General features: G+C 67.6%; 12 protein-coding genes and 1 tRNA gene. 8 read left to right on the top strand and 5 right to left on the bottom strand.

The window, feature by feature from the left end:
* Positions 1-5 precede the first annotated feature (5 nt).
* Positions 6-2,120: an alkaline phosphatase family protein gene (locus KA383_03615; GenBank protein ID MBP7745195.1), complete on the bottom strand. Its 2,115-nt coding sequence runs from the start codon at positions 2,118-2,120 to the stop codon at positions 6-8.
* A 9-nt stretch (positions 2,121-2,129) separates the two neighbouring features.
* Entirely contained in the window at positions 2,130-4,307 is a 2,178-nt protein-coding gene (locus tag KA383_03610) for an alkaline phosphatase family protein (protein MBP7745194.1), read from the bottom strand.
* A gap of 337 nt (positions 4,308-4,644) precedes the next feature.
* Here KA383_03610 and KA383_03605 point away from each other — a divergent pair, with 337 nt between their 5' ends.
* The 4 genes from KA383_03605 (at position 4,645) to KA383_03590 (ending at position 12,086) form a co-directional block, all read left to right on the top strand.
* Entirely contained in the window at positions 4,645-6,555 is a 1,911-nt protein-coding gene (locus KA383_03605; protein ID MBP7745193.1) for a sulfatase-like hydrolase/transferase, read from the top strand.
* A gap of 26 nt (positions 6,556-6,581) precedes the next feature.
* Positions 6,582-8,015 (top strand): sulfatase, encoded by a 1,434-nt coding sequence (locus KA383_03600; GenBank protein MBP7745192.1) that lies wholly within the window; start codon positions 6,582-6,584, stop codon positions 8,013-8,015.
* Positions 8,016-8,107: 92 nt separating this feature from the next.
* Positions 8,108-10,087, top strand: a complete 1,980-nt coding sequence (locus KA383_03595) for a sulfatase-like hydrolase/transferase (protein ID MBP7745191.1) — start codon at positions 8,108-8,110, stop codon at positions 10,085-10,087.
* A 4-nt stretch (positions 10,088-10,091) separates the two neighbouring features.
* A complete protein-coding gene (locus tag KA383_03590) occupies positions 10,092-12,086 on the top strand; it encodes a sulfatase-like hydrolase/transferase (protein MBP7745190.1) in 1,995 nt (664 codons plus the stop codon).
* A 44-nt stretch (positions 12,087-12,130) separates the two neighbouring features.
* On the opposite strand, the gene KA383_03585 is transcribed toward KA383_03590, so the two are convergent.
* Positions 12,131-13,957, bottom strand: coding sequence for a hypothetical protein (locus tag KA383_03585; protein ID MBP7745189.1), 1,827 nt, complete (start codon positions 13,955-13,957; stop codon positions 12,131-12,133).
* 249 nt (positions 13,958-14,206) lie between these two features.
* On the opposite strand from KA383_03585, the gene KA383_03580 reads away from it, so the two are divergent.
* The 4 genes from KA383_03580 (at position 14,207) to nadA (ending at position 17,395) form a co-directional block, all read left to right on the top strand.
* Positions 14,207-14,794 (top strand): DUF3553 domain-containing protein, encoded by a 588-nt coding sequence (locus KA383_03580; GenBank protein MBP7745188.1) that lies wholly within the window; start codon positions 14,207-14,209, stop codon positions 14,792-14,794.
* Positions 14,795-14,880: 86 nt separating this feature from the next.
* Entirely contained in the window at positions 14,881-15,714 is an 834-nt protein-coding gene (locus KA383_03575) for a ParA family protein (protein ID MBP7745187.1), read from the top strand.
* Positions 15,711-16,145, top strand: coding sequence for a VanZ family protein (locus tag KA383_03570; protein MBP7745186.1), 435 nt, complete (start codon positions 15,711-15,713; stop codon positions 16,143-16,145). Before KA383_03575 ends, KA383_03570 begins: the two co-directional genes overlap by 4 nt.
* 110 nt (positions 16,146-16,255) lie before the next feature.
* On the top strand, positions 16,256-17,395 hold the full coding sequence (gene nadA / locus KA383_03565) for a quinolinate synthase NadA (protein ID MBP7745185.1): 1,140 nt from the start codon (positions 16,256-16,258) through the stop codon (positions 17,393-17,395).
* Positions 17,396-17,561: 166 nt separating this feature from the next.
* Here nadA and KA383_03560 read toward each other — a convergent pair whose 3' ends face one another.
* Both KA383_03560 and KA383_03555 read right to left on the bottom strand, forming a co-directional pair.
* Complete coding sequence (locus tag KA383_03560) at positions 17,562-18,836, bottom strand: sodium:proton antiporter (GenBank protein MBP7745184.1); 1,275 nt, start codon at positions 18,834-18,836, stop codon at positions 17,562-17,564.
* Positions 18,837-19,034: 198 nt separating this feature from the next.
* Positions 19,035-19,108, bottom strand: a tRNA-Arg gene (locus tag KA383_03555).
* Positions 19,109-19,821: the final 713 nt, after the last annotated feature.

Raw genomic sequence — 19,821 nt, 5'->3', positions numbered from 1 at the left:
GAGGCTCACTCCTTCTGTCCCGCGTCGGCCAGGGCCACTACCGGCGCCGCAAACACGTTCCTGCCGCTCATGGTGTCCGGCGGCGTGACGCTGAACTCGGCGAGGATCGTCGGGGCCAGATCGACCAGCGCCGGCTGCGGATGCCGGATCGGCCGGCTGGCAAACAGCACGCCCGGCAACTCCTCCGTGGCCATGCAATGGTCGGCACTCCACGCCGAATCGTTGTCGCTGAACACTTCGGGCTCGATCGTACCGAGCGCGGTCAGCCAGGAACACCGCCAGCCGCGGCGATAGCCGACGATCAGGTCGGGCGCCCGCTCCTTGAACGGCCCCGTGTACACCTCGTCGCTGCGATAGACGGCCGAGATCGCCGGCTCGCCGTTTTCCGGGTCGCGGACGGCCAGCAGCTTCGCGCGGATCTCTTCGAGCAGCGCGTCGCGCTCCGACGGATCGACGATGCCCTCGCTCTCGCGGCCCTTGAGATTCAGGTACAGGCCGTTGAGGCCCAGCCCGTAGGCCCGGGTCTGCGACCAGTCCACGCGCGGGCCGTACTTCCGATCGTCCATGTACAGCGAGCCGCAGTTCGCCGGCCCGACGTAGCCGTTCTCACGCAGCCAGGTGTTGAGGTTGAACTGCCGGCGGAAATTGCAGAAGCCGTGGTCGGACAGCACCATGATCGTGGCCTGGTCGGCGTAGCGCGCGACCAGGTCGCCGACCACCGTGTCCATCCGGCGATACAGATCCTCGACCACGCCCATGTATTTCTGCGCCTCGGCCGCGGAGCGCGTCGGGTGCTTCTCGTCGCTGTCCCAGAAGAACATGTGCGCCTGCAGATCGGTGCTGGAGAAGTAGAAGAACAGCAGCCCGTCGTCATAGTGCTTGAGCGCGTAGTTCAGCAGGTTCAAACGCTCCTGCAGCACATAGTCGGCCTGGGCGCGGTACTCCTCGTCCGTGAAGATCTTGTTCGACAGCGCCTTGTGGTCTTCCTGGAAGCCGGTCGTCGGGAACAGGCCCAGCTCGTCCGCGATCTGCGTCACGAACTCCGCCGGCTCGCTGATCTTCTGCGAACCGGGGTTCGACGGGTCGATGTTCAGCGGCGACACGTACAGCCGGAACTCCGGCCGCACCTGCTGGAGGAAGAACCGGCAGATGCCCGTCACCTTGTCATCCGGCAGAAACGACGGCATCTTGAGCGGGAAGCTGACCTGCTTCCAGTCGCTCCACTCGCCTTCCTTGAGCACGAGCGTGTGCCCGTCGATCTCGATCCGTACCTGCGCGTCCGTCGGATGGCGGTAGACGAAGAACTCGAGCTCGGTGTCGACCGGCTGCTTCAAGAGCGTGTTCACCGGCCCGGTCAGCTTCACTTTCGCCACGTGGTCCTTGAACACGATCGGCTTCTTCAGGCCGCCGCCCTCATCCTTCACCTTCTGGGCGCGCGACCAGAAACACTGGTACGTGCCATAGGTGCCCAGCAGGTCCGGCGTGCCCATGCCGGCCAGGCAGGCCTGGTGCCCGTGCGTCGAGGGGCTCGGCGGATAATTGGACGGAATGTCGTAGAACTTCGACGGAATGCCGGCGGCGTCGAGGTAATCCCAGAACGGCACGCCCTCGCGCTTGAGCAGCGTCTGCGTTGTGCCGTGATTGAACGGCCAGAAATTCAGCGGCAGCTTGTGCTCGCCAATTTCCCACCCCTGCGTCGCCTGAACTGTCTCCGAGGCCGCGTAGTAGGGTGCGCAGCCCCGGTCGGGATGGCGGTGGATGAAGTCAAAAATCCCGTGCACGCCTGGGTCCGCGCCGGTGATGAAGTTCGCCCACGCGACCGGGCTCTGCGGCGGCACGCTGCTGCCGAGCCGGGCATAGCCGCCCGCCGCGCGCATCGCCGCCAAGTGCGGCAGCTCACCCGCATCCATCAGCCGCTCGGCCAGCCGCGGGTCGAAGCCGTCGATGCCGACGACGATCATCTTCTTGCCGGCGGCGGCGGATTTCTGGCGGGCCTCGCCGCCTTTGCCAAACGGGCTGCAACCACCGTGGAAGCAGAGGATCGACGTCAGGCCCGCGGCACTCGCGACCTGCAGGAACCTGCGTCGACTCAAGGGTACCAGTTCGTTTGACACGACCATTCCCGCCTCCTACGCAGCAGCCTCGGATACGGCCTGCGCTGCGGCCCTTTCCTGACCATGGTTCCCGTCCGGATACGAACCGTCCGCGTCGGCCACGCGTAGCGGCCGCCCGTCCATGTGCTCCGGGACCGCCACGCCGAACAGCTCCAGCACGGTCGGCCCGAGATCGGCGATGTGCGGCTGCTCGTCGGCAATCTTCCGGTTGCTGAACAGCACACCCGGCACGAGCTTGGGATCGATGATGTGGTCGCCGCTCCAGGCCTTCGTGTTCTCGTGGAACAGCCTGTCCGTCGGCTGGCCGATCGCGGCCTCCCAGCTCACGCGATAGCCCGCGTTGTAGCCGATGATGAGATCCGGTGCCTCGCTTTTGTATGGACCACGATAGACCTTTTGCGCGTCGAAGACCCGATTGATCGCGACTTGGCCATCCTGCGCGTCGCGCAACCCGGTCAACTTGCCGACCAGCTCGTCGCGCAGCGCCGCCGCATCCTTGGGATCCACGATGCCCTGCGCTTCACGCCCACGGATGTTCAGCCAGATACCCGTCAGCCCGATGCAATACGCCCGCGTCTGGGACCAATCGACGCCGGTGAGATACCGCTGGCCGCGGCCGTCCGGCTTCAATTTCAGGTAGCCGTTCTGCTCGAGCCAGACGTTCAGATCGATCCCCCGCCGGAACGACGCGCAGCCGTGGTCGGAAATCACCCAGAGCAGCGTGCCCGGGTCAGCGCACGCCGCCAGCGTGTCGCCGACCAGCTCGTCCATCCGGACGTACATTTCCTCGATCGCGTTGCGGCGCTCGCGGCCGCCCTGCCCGCTGTAGCCCGGGTGCTCCGGCTCCAGGTAGCGCCAGAACATGTGATGGATGCGGTCCGGGCCGTCGACCACGCACACGCACAGGCCGCGCCGCACCTTCTCCAGCGCATCGAAGAACATGTCGATGCGCTCCTCGTCCGCTTCCACGCACTGGTGCAGAAACGCCTCGTCATCCAGGATGCGGGCGTTCATCCCCCACGTGTCTTCCGCCAGCCCCATCGTCGCGAACTGCCCCATCAGCTTCGACAAGTACGTCGCGTACACCTTCGGATGCGAAATCGCCATCGCCGGCCGCGCCGGGTCGATCTGGATCGGCGTGACATACATCCGGAACTCGGGCTCGGTCTCCAGCAGCAGCACCTCGCAGATGCCGTTCACCTTCACGCCCAGCCCCGGCTTGAACTTCACGGTGATCCACGGCGTGTATTCGCCGCGCGTCAGCTTGTGCGTCTCGCCGTTGACTTTCAGCAGCGCGTGATCGGGCCCGGTGATGCGCACCTCGAACGGACAGCGCATCGCCCCCCCGCCCTCCACGAACGTGTTCTCCGGGCCGACGAGATGCGACCGGATGAGATTCCCCTCGCGCTTCACGTAGATCTGTTCGCCGCCGATGTACTCCGGCTCGGTGCTGCCCGCGCTCGAGTAGTACGAAAACGTCCCCTGGCTGCCGCGCAGGTCAGGCACGCACATCGCCGACAGCAGCACGCCGTGGAACGGCTCCGGCGGAAACGTGATCGGCATGCGGATGACATTGCTGAAGATGCCGTGCTCGCCCAGTGTGTTCCAAAAGGGCTTGCCCTTGCGTTGCAGGCGGATGTCCGGCTTACTGACCGGGATGCGAAACCGACCGAGCTTGACCGTCTTGCGCGGGGGATTGATCTGCACCGACGACAACGCCGGCAGATAGGTTTTCTTGTCGCGCGTCAGAAAGTCAAAGATGTTGTGCTTGCCGGGGTTGCAGCCTGTGAGGAAGGACGACCACGCCACGGGCGTCATGGCCGGCACGGTGGTAGCCAACCGCCGGTAAGTCCCCTGCTCCTTCAGCTTGGCAAAATTCGGCAGCTTGCCCTCGCTGAGAAAACGCTCCGTCAAGGTCGCGTCGAGACCGTCCAAGCCGAGCACGACCACGCGCTTGATGCGCGCCTTCGCGTGCGCGCGACGTTGCCGGATGGCACGGATCACCCACCGGAACGGCCACAGGACCAAGGCCCCAAGCGCGGACAACACCGCGAAGAACAACGTCACCAGCGTCGTGCCGACCGCGAAGCCCGCCCCAGGTCCGATATACGCGAGCGCCGGCTCCGGCAGCAGCAGGACGCAGAACAGCAAGACCGCCAGCCACGGCCAGGCCGGCCGTCCAACCGGCCGCATGCAGGCCGCCCTCTCGGCTACGGCGCGGCGGCCGTCCTTGGTCCGGTCGAACATCGCGCGCTGCACTGCATGGCTCGCCCGCGGCACCAGCTTCCTCCATTTCGGGAGATTGTATTATCGTAAACGATGCCTTTCTACCTGAACGGCGGTGAGTCGCTGCGTGCCTTCCGTGGAGTGCATACGCCCACACCGCTATACTCCGCGCAAGACGGGCTTACCCCTGGCCCGCATTCTACGGCCACCGGAGCATGCGTTGAGTCGACGGCCGCGCAAACCACGCCCGAGTCACCCTGAGCCAGTGCGCCCACGCTCCCGGCTGCCCCTTTTCGCGCTCGGTATGTGCACCGTGGCGGCGCTCGTGCTCGTGTATCGCGTCGGCATGGCGCGCGGCTGGTTCGGCGGCAGGGCCGGCGAGCCGCTCAATGTCCTGCTGATCACGGCCGACACGACCCGTGCCGACTACCTCGGCTGCTACGGCCGGACCGCCGCCCAGACACCCAACATCGACCGGCTCGCGCGCGCCGGCACCCAGTTCCGCCGCTGCGTCACCAGCTCCGTCCAGACGCTCCCCTCGCACTGCACGATCATGACGGGCCTCTACCCGTTCGTGCACGGCGTGCGCCGCAACGGCACGGATCAGCTACCGCCGGCTGCCGTCACGCTGGCCGAGGCGCTGAAATCGGCCGGCTTCGCGACGCGGGCCGCGCTCGGGTCCTACGTACTCGACGGTCGCTTCGGCATGGCACAGGGCTTCGACGAGTACCGCACGGTACCCGCCCCACAGGCCGGCACCGACCCGGCCGCGGCGCAGCGCAAGGGCGACCAGGTCTGCGCCGATGCGCTCGACATGCTGACAAAGTCCGCTCGCGAGCGTTTCTTCCTGTGGGTCCACTTCTACGATCCGCACTACCCGTACGAATCCGCGCGCGCCTCCGACCCCGAGTCGCCGGCTGCCTACGCCGACGAAATTACCTTCATGGACACGCAGATCGGCCGGCTCCTCGACCGTCTGCGCGAGCTTGGACTCGACCAGCGCACACTGGTCATCCTCGTCGGCGACCACGGCGAGGGCCTCGATGACCACGACGAGTTCGAACACAGCTTCTTCGCGTACGAGACGACCGTGCAGGTGCCGTTCATCGCCGCATGCCCTGGTGTTGTGCCACCGAACCACGTCGTGGCGGACGTCGTCCGGACGCTGGACATTGCACCGACGATGCTCGACCTCCTCGGCCTGCCGCCGCTCCCCGACGCGCAGGGCGTGTCACTTCGGCCCTTGCTGGACAAGGCGGAGCACCACCTCGACCTCACCGCGTACGCCGAAGCCGGCGAGCCGCACACGCTGTTCCGACTGGCGCGCATTCGGACCCTGACCGCCGGCCCGCTGAAGTACATCCACGCTCCGACACCCCAGCTCTACGACCTGCTGGCGGATCCGGGCGAACAACAGGATCTCGCGTCCGCGCGACCCGCCGATGTCGCGCGCCTGCGCGAGCAACTGCGTGCGCTGCTGGCGGATGCGCCGCCCCGCCTCGCCGAGGACTCCTCCTTGCGGCTCGCTCACCACGAACTCGCCCGCCTGGAGTCGCTCGGCTATCTGGGCGTCGCAGCCGACCCCGCCGAGCAGGACCTCAGCGAGGTGGACCTGTTCGAGCCGCGCGGCGTCGATCCGCACTTGCACATCCGCGCCATCAGCACCTACCAGCGCGCCCGCATCGCGATCGCGCACGGCCAGCACGCCACCGCCGAAGCTCAATTGCAGTCCGTCCTGACCGCGTTGGCCGATGCGCCGGCTCCACTTCGCGATCTCGCCGACGTGCTCGCCCGCCAGGGCAAGTTCGACGCAGCCATCCAGAGTTACGAGCGCGTGCTGGCGCTCACGCCCGAGGACTCGCGCACCCGCGCGCAATACGCCTCGATGCTGCTCGGTGCCCGCCGCTGGGACGCCGCCGCCACTCAAGCCACGCAGGTCCTCGCGCTGACCCCGAACGATGCGGCGGCACACTCCATGTTGGGCGTCGCCTACAGCGGCATGGAGCGTTATGGTGAGGCCTGCGCGCACTTCGAGGCAGCGGTCCGTCTGCAGCCGCGAAATCCGAACGCGCTGCACGCGCTCGGACAGGTATATACGCGCCTCGGCCGCCTGGATCAGGCCGCGGACTGCTTTCGCCGCGTGCTCGCGCTCGATCCGCGTTCCGAACGGGCCCGCGCCGCCCTGCAAGCTGTTGAGCAGGCCCGGCCGCACTAGAAGAGAACTCGCCGTGGGAGCCCATGATGCCGCGTCCCTCTGAACCGTCCGCCGGCCGCACTCGGCAGCCCACGCGCCGCCGGCGACGCATCCTCATCGCCCTCGTGGTCGTGTTCGGAGCCCTGGTGGCCACTTGGACCGCGCTGCGCCCCGGCTCGCGGGGCCGCGCCTCGTCCGCGGCGCGCCCGAACGTGCTGCTCATCGTCGCCGACACGTTGCGCGCCGATCGCCTCGGCTCCCACGGCAGCGCGCTCGGCGCCACACCCCAGCTCGACGCCTTCGCGACTGAAAGCACCCGCTTCGCCCGCGCGTATGCGCATGCCCCCTGGACGCTGCCGGCGTTCGCTTCGCTCTTCACGTCGCTGTCGCCGCCCCAGCACGGGGCCGGCGGCCGACTCGGTGAGTTCCGCGGCCTGCGCCCGGATGTCCGTACCGTCGCCGAGGTCTTCCACGACGCGGGTTACGCGACGGCGGAAATCACAAACATCGACTTCCTCGCCGAGCGGTTCGGCATGACGCAGGGGTTCAAGCACGTGGATTTCGTGCCCACCGACAACGTCGAGGGCCGCCGCGCGACACAAACCACTGACGCGGCGCTCCGCTGGCTGCGCTCGGCACGGACTCAGCCGTTTTTTCTCTTCGTGCACTACTTCGATCCTCATCTCACGTACGACCCGCCCGCCGACTTCCGGCAGCGCTTCGCCGCGCCCGAGGACCACGGCGACACACGCTGGCTGTTCGGTACCGTGCCCCAAATGATCGCCTATCGCCAGGGCAAGCTCTCGATCGACGCGCCGACGATCCGGCGGGCCGAAAGGCTCTACAACGGCGAAGTCGCCTTCACCGACGCCGAGGTCGGCCGGTTGATCGCCGCGCTGCGGGAAATGCAGCTCGCGGACTCGACCATCATCGTCTTCACCGCCGACCACGGCGAGGAATTTCTTGACCACGGCGGGTTCGAGCACGGCCACACGCTCTACGAGGAACTCGTCCACGTCCCGCTGCTGATCCGCTACCCGGGGCATTTGACGCCGGGTGTCGCTGCATCCGTCGTCCGGCACATCGATGTGGCACCGACGCTGTGCGCACTGGCGGGCATTCAGCCCGATCCCATGTTCGCCGGCCAGAACCTGCTGGACGTGGTCGGGATCGACCCGCCCTTGGATCGCCCGGTGCTCTTCGAGGGCAACTTCTGGGGCCCGCCCTACCGTGGCTGGCTGCACGACGGGTACAAGCTGATCATCGACCCGGATCAGAACGTGGCTCTTTTTAGTATCGGCGAAGATCCGGGAGAGACGAGCGACCTGAGCGGCACGGCTGCGGACCGGCTGCGCACAGCCCAAGCCGACCTCGATCTGGCCCTCAAGGAGTTGCACGGTCCGTCCGGCGCCGACGCTGCCCCGCTCCAGCTCACTCCGGAAGAGACCCGCCGGCTGCGCTCCCTCGGATACCTGCGCTAGCTGCGCCGATTCGGTCCGCCCCAGCCGGTCCCGCCGCCGATATACTAGAACACTGCCGCGGATCCCGGTCCGCGCACTGGAGTGACCTGCGGATGGCGATACGCGACCGGCAAAGCAGCTTGAAATCCGGCCCGAAGCGGGCGCGGCAGCTCTGGTTTGGCGTGGTGGCGCTGCTCGTTCTGGCCATCGTCGTGTTCGTGGGCTGGCAATTCCGCGGGTCCTCTGCATTAGGTGCTGTCCCACGCGGCGTGCTGCTTATCACGCTGGACACCACGCGGGCCGACCATCTGGGCTGCTACGGCTGCCCGACGGCCCGCACGCCGAACCTCGACCGCCTGGCGCGCGAGGGCGCCGTCTTCACCCGCTGCACCACCTGCTCCCCGCTCACGCTGCCATCCCACTCCAGTATCCTCACCGCCCTCTACCCGTACGCCCACGGTGCTCGCCAGAACGGCACCGGCCGGCTCGCGGACTCCAACACCACGCTGGCCGAGACCCTCAAAGCCGCCGGCTTCGCCACCCAGGCCACCATCGCCAGCTTCGTCCTGAACCAGCAATTCGGCACCGCCCAGGGCTTCGACGTCTATCACGACGTCGTCCGCCCGACCACCGGCAATCCGACCGAGGCCGAGCGGCGCGGCGACGAGGTCTGCGATGACGCGCTCCAGATGCTCCGCACATTGAAGGATCAGCGTTTCTTCCTGTGGGTGCACTTCTACGATCCGCACTTCCCCTACCTGTCGGAGCGGACACCGGACATCCTCTCGCCGCAGGCCTACGCCGACGAGATTGCCTTCATGGACATGCAGATCGGCCGCCTGCTGGACGGCCTGCGTGAAACCGGGCGCGACCGTGACACGCTGGTGGTGGCAGTGGCCGATCACGGCGAGGGGTTGAACGATCACGACGAATGGAAGCACGGGTACTTCCTGTACGAGACGACGGTCCACGCGCCGCTGATGGTCTGGTGGCCGGCGCGTGTGCCGGCCCGGCGTATCACGAGCCAGGTGCGGACCATTGACGTCGCGCCGACGATACTCGACCTGCTGGGGCTGCCGGCGTGGGAGCATGCCCAGGGGGTGACGCTGCGGCCGCTGTTGCGTGGGGCGCAGACGGATCTGAAGCTGGCGGCGTACAGCGAGACGTTTCTGGCGCAGATCGAGTATGGCTTGTCGCAGTTGCGTAGTCTGTCGGCGGACGGGTGGAAGTACGTGTGGTCGCCGGAGCCGGAGTTGTATGACCTGGGGGCGGACGCCGGCGAGACCCGCAACCTGATCGCCGAGGAGCCTGAGCGGGCGGCCGGCTTGCTGGCCGACCTGCGGCAACTGATCGCCGACGCGCCACCCCCGCCGGACGCCGCGGAATCTTCAACGCGGCTGAGCGCTGCGGGCCGGCGTGATCTTGAATCGCTCGGGTACGTCGCCTCCGACAACGCGCTGTCCGACGACGACATCCCCGAATCGGACCGCTTTGAGCCCCAGGGCGCGGCCCCGCGCGCGTTTGCCCGCTCCTTTAAGCTGATCTCGTGGGAATTGCCGCGGCTGCTCAAGGCGAAACAGCATGCCCAGGCTGAGCAGATGCTCCGCAACCTGATCGCCACGCTGCCTGGCGCCGCCTACCTGCCGACGTATCTCGCCGGCGTGCTCGAGTCGGACGGGCGCATGGCCGAGGCGCGCGACGCATTCGAGCGTGCCGTGGCGCTGGCACCGCAGGACCACGTCGTGCGGATGAAATACGGGACTTTTCTGCGCCGCAGCAATCAGCCCGCCGAGGCCCTGGTACAGTTCACCGCAATTCTGGAGCGCACGCCGGACGACACCGGCGCGCTGACCCAGGCCGCGCTCGCCCACGCCACGCTCGGGCAGTTTGACGCCGCCGAGGAGCACTTGCAGCATGCGCTGCAGGTTGAGCCGCGCGAAACGAACGCGTTGCGGGTGCTGGGCCTGCTGCGTGAACAGCAGCAGCGGCTGCCGGAGGCGTTGGACTACTACAATCAGGCCCTGGCACTGGATCCCGGTTTCAGTGAATGCGCGGCGGACCGGGACCGTGTCAGGCAGAAGCTCGAACGGTGAATGCATGAGCGAACCCGGACGACCAGCAAGTCAGCGCGAACCCACCGCCGCAGTCGCCAACGCGCGCCGCCCCCGGCGGCTTGTCCTCCTCGCCCTCGTCGGCGTCGCGGTGCTGATCGCATTCGGCGTGCTGGCGCGCCCACTCTGGTCCACCCGGGACAAGCGGCCGCGCAATGTGCTGCTGTTCACGCTCGACACGACGCGGGCGGACTACCTCGGCTGCTATGGGCGGGCCACCGCGCAGACGCCCAACCTCGACCGCCTCGCCCGTGAAGGCACGCTGTTTGCGCGCTGCGCCAGCGCGTCGCCGCTCACCTTGCCCTCCCATTCCAGCATCCTCACCGGCGAGTACCCGTACGCCCACGGCGCGCGGCAAAACGGCACCGGCCGCCTCGCCGCCGGCGCGGTGACGCTCGCCGAGGTCCTCAAGCAGGCCGGCTTCACCACACAGGCCACCGTCGCGGCGTTCGTGCTGAACCGGCAGTTTGGCACCGACCAGGGTTTTGACGTGTACAACGACGTCGTACCGGCGGCGGTGGGCAATCCGCTGAACGCTGAGCGGAAAGGCGACGAGATCGCCCGTGACGCAGTGGAGCTGCTGCAAAGCGTCAAGGATCGACCGTTCTTCCTGTGGGTCCACTTCTACGACCCGCATTTCCCGTACGAGTCGCCCCGGATCCCCGATCAGCGCTCGCCGAACGCGTATGCCGACGAGATCGCGTTCATGGACACGCAGATCGGGGTCGTGCTCGACCAGTTGCGGGCGCTGGGGCATGAGCAGGACACGCTCGTTATCGCGGTCGGCGACCACGGCGAGGGCCTCGGACAGCACGACGAGCTGATGCACGGCTATCTGCTATATGACACGACCATCCACGTTCCATTCCTGGTGCGGGGCCCCGGCGTCCCGGCCGGTCGGACCGTGACCGCGCAGGTGCGCACCATCGACATCGCCCCGACCATCCTCGCGGCACTCAAGCTACCGGCGATGGAACGGGCCCAGGGCGTGAGCCTCTGGCCCCTGCTGGCGCCGACGCCCGCGGACCTGCAGCTCACCGGCTACAGCGAGACGTTCGATGCCCAGATCGAATACGGCCTGTCGCAGTTGCGCAGCCTGTCCGCCGGGCAGTGGAAGTATATTCTCGCGCCACAGTCGGAGCTCTACGACATCGCCATTGATCCCGGCGAGCTGCGCAATGTGCTGTCCGCCAACACCGCGCGTGGCGAGCAGCTGCGCACCGCGCTGCACGACCTGCTCGCCGATGCGCCGCCCCCGCCGTCCGCCGAGGAGTCCGCGGTCAAGCTGACCGGTGACGAGGCGGCCCGGCTTGCCGGCCTGGGCTACGTCGGCACGCCGTCGGCTTTCACCGAAGAGGACGTCACCGAACTGGACCGGTTCGAGCCCCGCGGCGGCGACCCGAAAGATTACATTCATTACTTCCGCTTGCTCGTCGACGATCTGCCGCGCATGCAGGCGAACAAGGAGTACGCCCAGGCCGAGCAGTTGCTGCGGCGTCTGATCGACGCGATGCCCGACGCATCGCGGCTGTATGTGCACCTGGCCGCCGCCCTGAATCCGCAAGGCCGCACGGACGAGGCCACGCAGGCGTTCGAGCGCGCGGTCGCGCTGGCGCCGCACGATTACGACATCCGCCGCAAGTACGGCACGTTCCTGGGGCGCGTGCAGCGTTACGCGGACGCCATCGCGCAGTTCGAGCTGGTGCTGCAGCAACTACCCACCGACACGTTCACGCTCGAAGAGTCCGCCCGAGCCCACGCCGCCCTAGGCCAGTTCACGGCGGCCGAGCAGCAGCTCACGGCCGGGTTGGCCGTCGAGCCGCGGAGTGTGCGGCTGTTGCGCGCCTTCGGCCGAATCAAGGAAATGCAGGGCCAGCCCGCGGCGGCGGCCGACTACTACCGGCAGGCGCTCGCGATTGATCCGGATCTGAAGGATTGCCAGGCGGACCTGGCGCGCATCGAGCAGGCCCGGCCGAACTAGGCCCGCCCGAAAACCGGCCGCATCGACCCCGTCGCGGCTCCGCTCTACTCCCCGGTGCCGAGGTAGATGACCTCCGTGCCGTCGGTCAGCGTCCCCTTGAACGTGAGCTCGTCAGCGTCGTTCAGCAGCCCCGACCGGCCCGGCCGATCACGCTCCGGCTTCACGACCGTGGAGATCGTCGACAGATCCTCCGGTATCCCCAGCTGCGCATCCGCCACCACCAGCAGCGTCTGGCCCGTCCACAGCGCGAGCCCCGCCTTGCCACTGTTCGCGTACTGCACCACGGCGCGGCCGTAGTTGTTGATCGCTCCCCCGGCATCCAGCCACCCCAGCGACGCGCCCTGCAGCGCCGTCGGCAAAGTGGCATTCACCTGTGTCCGCGTGCTGCGCGTGACCAGATACGGGTTGCCGCCGCTCAGGATCAGCGTCGCCCCGTCGTCGTTCACGCCGCTCAGCAGCGCCGTCGCCGCGGCGCCGCCCGTTCCGGTCAGTTCCGTCCAGGTGGCGGCGTCCCAGTCCCACAGGATGACCGCCGACAGGGGGCTGCTGTTCAGCGAGATTTTGCCCGCGAGCGCGATGTGCCCTTTCGGACCAATCGCCAGCGCGTACCCGGTCGCGGGCGACCGCGGCATGAACTGCGCGCCGACGGGCAGGCCGGGCCACGACGCCGACGCGCGGTTGTCGATCACGCGATACCGCTCCCCGCTGCGCACCATGAACACGCCACGACCGCTCGAGGTGCTCGACGCGTAGCTGGCCTGGAAGAGCGCGTTGCCGTCACCGTTGATCGTCGTCGTCGTGTACGTCAGCCCGAAGTAGGCATCCGCCGGCTGGTCCGGCACCACGCCGGTCTTCTTGGTGCTGCTGTCGGCGATCTTCGTCACGGATGTGCCGTTGCTCGTGAAGAACGCATCCTGGTCGAGCACAAAACGGTCCAGTCCGTCCCCGGTCGTTTTGATGTACGTGTAGTGCACGCCGAACACGCCCAAGCCTGCGTCGCTCACGCCGGGCACGAAGAACGTGGCCTCGAACGAGGGATTTCCGTTCGCGTCCTCGTTCACGTCGGGGAATTCCGCCGCCACCTGCGTCGTGTCTGCGACGCGCGCGAAATTCCCATCCGTCGCGCGCCAGCGATAGACCCCCGCGAGGCTTGTGCTCGACGAGCCGCTCGCCGGCTTGATCGCCGCCACAAACAGCAACCGGTCGCCCGCGCCCCAGGCAATGTCGGGCTGGTTCGGGTCGTACTGGAAGTAGTGCGCCGCGCTGCGCCCCGGCACGACGCCCGCCGAGTTCGGATCGTTGTCGAAAACGCACTCCACCTCGGTCCCGTTCCACACGTACAGGCCGCTCGTGCCGATCGCACCCGTGCCCCCATACTCACCCCAGAAAGCAATCCGCCCCTTGGCATCGATCACCGGCGTACCCAGCGCGGTGAACGTGACCCCCGCGGCCTGATCCGGCACGGCATCGCCGGTCTTGGCAATCACGCTAAGCGTCACCGCCGTCGGCGGATCAGGGTCGGGCGGGTTATTGTTGTCCGACGGGTCGTTCGTGTCGTTCGGATCGTTGCTGTCGTTCGGGTCGTTGCCGTCATTGGGATCGTTACTGTCCGTCGGCCCGGACGGCGTCGTGTCCTGGTCATTGGGAACGCCGTCGCCGTCAATGTCATCGTCGTCATCATTGTCAACCCCGTCGCCATCCACATCGGGGTCGTCGACGTTGGGGATACCGTCGTCGTCGATGTCCGTGTTCGGAGTGTTCGGGTCGTTCGGCTGCGGACAGCCGCCCCCCAGCACGACGAAGGCGAATACCGAGCACAAGGCAATGTAGAGCGCCCACCGGACATGGACCGATCGTGCCAGGGAGAACATGGGATACTCCTGCTGAGTCGTCTGCCGCCGGCGCGGTGCGTTGGTCACCCACCTGCGCATCGTAAGTCTATGCGTACAGTCAATCATCGGCAAAGCCCGTCGCCGCCGTGCAGCCGCGCCGTGGCCCTCAGCGCCCCCGCGCTGCGTCCGCTAAACACGCCCGCCCCGGCAACCGCTGGCCGGACCCCGCACCAGTTGTTACAGTGCCGCAAGTGCCGGCGCCGTCCGCTGGACCGCCGGAGGCCACCTATGTCCGATCTGGAGATCACCGCCGACCTCGTCGGCCACCGGGTGTGCAACCCTGTGCGCCCCGAGTGGGGCACCGGAACCGTTTTGCGCGTGCAATCCGGCACGACCGGCGATCAGCCCGTTCACCGGGTGTCCGTGCAGTTCGCGACCGGTCATCGGACGCTCGTCATCCCCCCGGGCCGCCTGGCCGAGCCCGCGGACGAGCCCCAACGTGCCGCCGGCTGGCTCGACACCGTCGGCCGCCGCACCCTCGACGACCAACTCGTCGCCGTGCCGGCGGCGGTTCGCGAGTTCCTTGGCACCTCTGCCCAGCGCATCGTCGTCCTCGCCCGCCTTTACGAGCTCGGCGATGACGGCAATGCCCTCCTGAAGTGGGCCCGCAGCCAGACCGGCGTCGCCGACCCGCTCGCCCACTGGACCCGCGACGAGATTCGCGCGGCGTTCACCGAATTCTGCGCCCGACGGGACCGAATGCTGCGCGAGGCCGTCGGGGCCGTCCGCAGTTCCGGTGGCCAGGCCGGGGTAGAGGAAGCGCTGAGCGAGGTGCCGGAAACCGCCCGCGCCAACATTCTCGCAACCCTCGGCTAACGCTCGGCATGCGGGTCGCGCCCAGTGCCGCCCGGCACGCGGGATTGCCGATTCTCGCCCCGCCGCCCGCCGCGTATACTGACGTCATGCGGTCGATCGCCATCATCAACCAAAAAGGCGGCGTCGGAAAAACCACCAGCGCGGTCAATCTGTCGGCGGCCCTGGCCCGCGAGGGACAGCACGTGCTGCTCATGGACCTGGATCCGCAGGCCCATGCGACGCTGCATCTGGGCATCGACGTCGGCCAGACCGACACGAGCATCTACGACGTCATCGCCCGCGGCGCGGCCCTCGCGGACGCGGCCCACTCCGTTGCCGAGCATCTCGTCGTCGTGCCCGCCCACATCGACCTCGTCGGCGCGGAGATCGAACTTGCCGGCCGCGACGACCGCGAGACCGTGCTCACCCGCGTCCTGCACCCCTACCAGGACGGGTTCGACTACTGCTTCATCGACTGCGCTCCATCCCTTGGCCTGCTTACCCTCAACGCGCTGGCCGCTGTGGATGAGGTCATCATCCCGCTCCAACCGCACTTCCTCGCGTTGCAGGGCCTCGGGCGACTGCTCGACACGATCACCCTCGTACGTACTGAGATCAACCCGGCGCTCCATGTCTCCGGCATCGTGCTGTGCATGTACGAGGCCGGCACCAAGCTCGCCCAGGAAGTCCGCGACGACGTGATCCGCTTTGTCGCCGGCGCCGAGCCCGACGCGCCCTGGCACGGGGCGCGCGTCTTCGACCGCGTGATCCGTCGCAACATCAAACTCGCCGAATGCCCGAGCTTCGGCCAAACGATCTTCGACTACGCGCCCGGCAGCCACGGCGCCGAGGACTACCTCGCGCTGGCCCGCGAAATCGCAGCCAACCCCCGTCGCACGCCCGCGCCGGCTGCTGTCGTACAGGACTCGACCAGCCCGTGAGCGCCGCGCCGCCCTCGTCGCTGCCCCCCACCTGGACCCACTGGTACCGCCGTGCTCTGCCCGCTTACTGGATCTTTCTCTTCATCCTCACGCACTTTCCGAAGCTCGAATTCGGCGTCCCCGTCCCCTCGTCCGACAAGCTCGCGCATTTTGGTGCGTTCGCCCTGCTGACCTTCCTGTTTTGGCGTTTCGCGGAGTCGCTACAGCGGCCGCTCTCCGGCCGCTTCGTCTGGCTGGCCGCGGCCGTGCTGCTGATCTACAGCGCCGCGGATGAGTACACGCAGCAATTCGTCGGCCGCAGCACCGATCTCAGCGACTGGCTGTGCGACCTCGCCGGCGTCGCGCTCGTGTTGGGGTGGCTCGAATGGCGCCGCCGACATAACGTCCGGCGCACCCGTGAATCAGTGGCCTCCACCCCCGCCCCGCGCTAGCATATGGATGGGTTGGCGTCAGAAAGCTGGCGAGAGGCCTCTGGCCTGTTCGACCGACCAGGGCTCGGTCCCCCATCCTGACCTCGGCCTCGCATAACGGAACAACACGAATGATCGTGCAAGCCCCCCTGCTCCCGGAATACACCGAACGCACCGAGCGCGAACTCACCGCGCGCATCCGCGCCGCCCGCGAACAGCTCGGTCGCCGCCTCGTCATCCTCGGCCACCACTACCAGCAAGACGACGTGATCGCCTTCGCCGACTTCACCGGCGACAGCCTCAAGCTCGCGCAAATCGCCGCCGAGCAGACTCAGGCCGAGTTCATTGTCTTCTGCGGCGTGCACTTCATGGCCGAGTCCGCCGACATCCTGACCAGCGAGAGCCAGCAGGTCATCCTGCCGGACCTCTCCGCCGGCTGCAGCATGGCCGACATGGCCCACATTGACCAGCTCGAAGCTGCCTGGCCACAGATTGAGAAAGCCGCCCCGATCCCCCTCACACCGATTACCTACGTGAATTCCAGCGCAGCCGTCAAGGCCTTTGTTGGTGCGCACGGCGGCGCCTGCTGCACCAGCTCCAACGCGAAGCTCGTGCTTGAATGGGCGTTACACGGCGCCGACCCGCACGGCGACCCCGCCGGCGGCCACCGTGTGCTGTTTCTGCCCGATCAGCACCTCGGGCGCAACACGGCGTACGCGCTCGGCTGGCCGCTGGAAAGCATGGTCGTATACGATCCGCACCAGCCGTTCGGCGGCGTCACGCCCCAGCGACTGGCCGCGGCCCGCGTCGTCCTATGGAAGGGTCACTGCTCCGTGCACCAGCTATTCAAGGTGGCGCATTGCGAGACGCTACGGGCACGCCCGGAACCGTACCGGATCATCGTGCATCCCGAGTGCACGTGGGAGGTGTGTCAGCGGGCGGACTTCGTCGGCAGTACGGAATACATCCTCCGCACAATCACCGACGCCGCCGCGGGCACCTACTGGGCGGTCGGCACCGAAATCCACCTGGTGAATCGGCTGGCCGGCGCCCACCCGGACAAGCACATCTGCTCGCTGGCTGGAATGCAATGCCTGTGCAGCACGATGTATCGCATCGACCTGCCGCACCTCTGCTGGGTGTTGGAGAACCTGGTTGCCGGGCGGGTTGTGAATCGGGTGAGCGTGGACCCCGAGACCCGCCGCCTGTCGCGCATCGCGCTGGACCGCATGTTGGCCCTGCGCCCGGCCCAACCCGTCTCGGCGCGCTGATTCTGACCGCCGCCCAATCCGAGTCCGAAACGCCAGCGAAGGCCCACGCCAGCCCGCGCAGCGGGCGTCTGTGAGTAGCCCCGGGTGCCAGCCCGGGGGATGCGTCGCATCCGCCCTGTCTGTATCCCTCTCCCCGCCAGAGTCTCTCCAGGGGACGATTGACGGATCAGCCGGGCTCCTGCCCTTGCGCACCCTCCGCCACAATCAGCCGCTGCACGACCGCGATGAAGACGCCCGTCAACAGCAGGTTCAGCGCCAGCGACAGCATCGCCACCGTGATCATGGGCCCGCCGATCCCGTATGACAGCGAGATGATCAGCACTCCCGCGCCGACCTCGCCGCGCGGGAACATCGCCACCGCCACCGCCAACCGCTGCCGCCACCCAACCTCACGACGATAGCAGAACGCGGGAAACATCTTGCCGAGATTCGCCAGCACCGTGACCACGAGGACGTGGATCACGATCCAGCCCCAGCTCGGCCCATCGGCCCCAGGGCTCACCGCCGCGCCCCCACCCTCGGCCACCACGTACGCCTGCGCCACGGCCGCGTCCGCCGCCGCAACCTCCTCCGGCGTGCCGCCCATTCCTGTCAGCGGCGGCATCGACAGCCCCACCAGCACCATGAACACGCTCGAAATCACGGTGCTCGCCCGCGCCTCCGCCGCCGACGCCGCGTGTGCGGCGTGCCCGGACCCATGCCCTCCATCTCCCGGCCGCGCCATGATGCATCCCAGCACGAACGCGGGCAGCAGCACCTCGATGTGCACCGGTACCACGTCATCGACCAGTTTGCTCACCAAGTAGATGATTTCGCACACCAGCGCCAGTCCGCCGGCGTAGCCGAGCACCCAGGGCCAGGTCGCCGGAATCCGCCACCGGTGGAGGTAGCGCCAGGCGACCGCGAGCTGCACCGCCATCACGATGATCACCACGCCGAGCTGCCAGGCCCAGCCGACGATCATCATCTTCAGCGGGATCATGAGCAGCACGGTGTCGAGGTCGTCGAAGATCGCCAGGATGCGCGTTTTGCGGAAAACCCACGTGGTCGCCAGCCCGGCGGCGGCGAGCATGGAGAAGAGCACGCCGGCCGACGTCGGCGCCGCGAACCTCCCGGCCAGCAGCGCATCACGCCAGGCATCCCAGCTTGACCAGCCCGCGGGTGGCGCGAGCACGAGCACGAAGTACACTGCGCAGAAGATCCAGGGGAACGCCGCCGCGGTCGCCGCCACGACGTAGTCCCAGCCGTACGAGCGCAGGCGCGATCGGTCGATCTCGAACTCTTGCCCGACGTGGATCATGATGAACGCGAGCGCCGCCATGGTCAGCAGCTTCAGCACCTGGGTAAGCGCCGCGTAGCTGCTCCCGGCCAGCCCGGGCAGAAACTGCGAGCCGACCAGCCCGACGATCAACAGCACCGAAAACAGCAGCACTTTAAGCAACTGCAACCCTCCGCAGCACAACTCCGCGCAGTCGTTCTGTCCGTGCGAGAATAATAGCGCACAACCGGTCCCCTTAGCGAGCCCCGTCCCGGAGCCAGCCCGCCGCCGGCGCGAGGTGTCGTGATTCTCCCGGGCCGACCCCTGCGCGACAATCCGCCCGGGTAGTCTAAAGCCTGATTTGAGAAAACATTAGCAAAACGCGCCCGGCGTGATTCGAACACGCGACCTGCGGTTTAGGAAACCGCCGCTCTATCCTGCTGAGCTACGGGCGCTGCGGCGGGCATTATATCCGCCCACCGGGGACCCTGCGCCACACGCGCCCGGACTTCGCCTGTCCCCGCCCAGCACCCAATCCCGCGCGCGATGACCATGCAGCCCCCGTCCGCCGATGGTCGCGTCCGTGCCAGCCGCGTGACTGCGTGCCGGCACAGGTCCAGCGTGTTCGCAAGCTTGTCGCCCGGTGACAGCGTGACAGGACACGCTGGCCGAGGCGCTCGCGACCAAAAGCGCAGGACGCTCCGGCGTTTGGCTCGCTTTGTTGAAGATCGTGCCATTCGCCGAGTTGGGCGACCCGCAGCAGTGCGCGCGGGCCGGCGTCTACAACTATGCACAGCGGTGCATCGCCCCCGACGCTGATGACTGTGGCAGAAAACAGCGTCCACCTGAGCCCATAGCAGCAATGGCGAAGATTGCCAGCGTCGCGCCTGGACCTCGACCGCGATCTGTGTGGACGCCACGAGCGAGTTGAGCGCAGAGAGACGTGATGCCGTACCCGACGGGTGACAATCCTCCCGTGCGCGCTCTCGGGCCGTGGCCTAGGGCTCCGGCAACGCCATTGCCTACTGAAGCGTGCCTAAAGCGAGCCGGTTGCGTTGTAACGATCTCGACGCTTCGGGGGCGGGAGGCCGGAGGCTGACCAGCCTGGAGGGAGCGGACGGCGTCCGTTTTTGAGGGGGTGGCGGCGGACTCGGCCGGAGTTTGGCGC

This window comes from Phycisphaerae bacterium, from assembly GCA_017999985.1.
Classification (GTDB): Bacteria; Planctomycetota; Phycisphaerae; order UBA1845; family Fen-1342; genus JAGNKU01.
The sequence above is the reverse complement of the archived record's forward strand: the minus strand, read 5'-3'. Positions and strand labels throughout refer to the sequence as shown.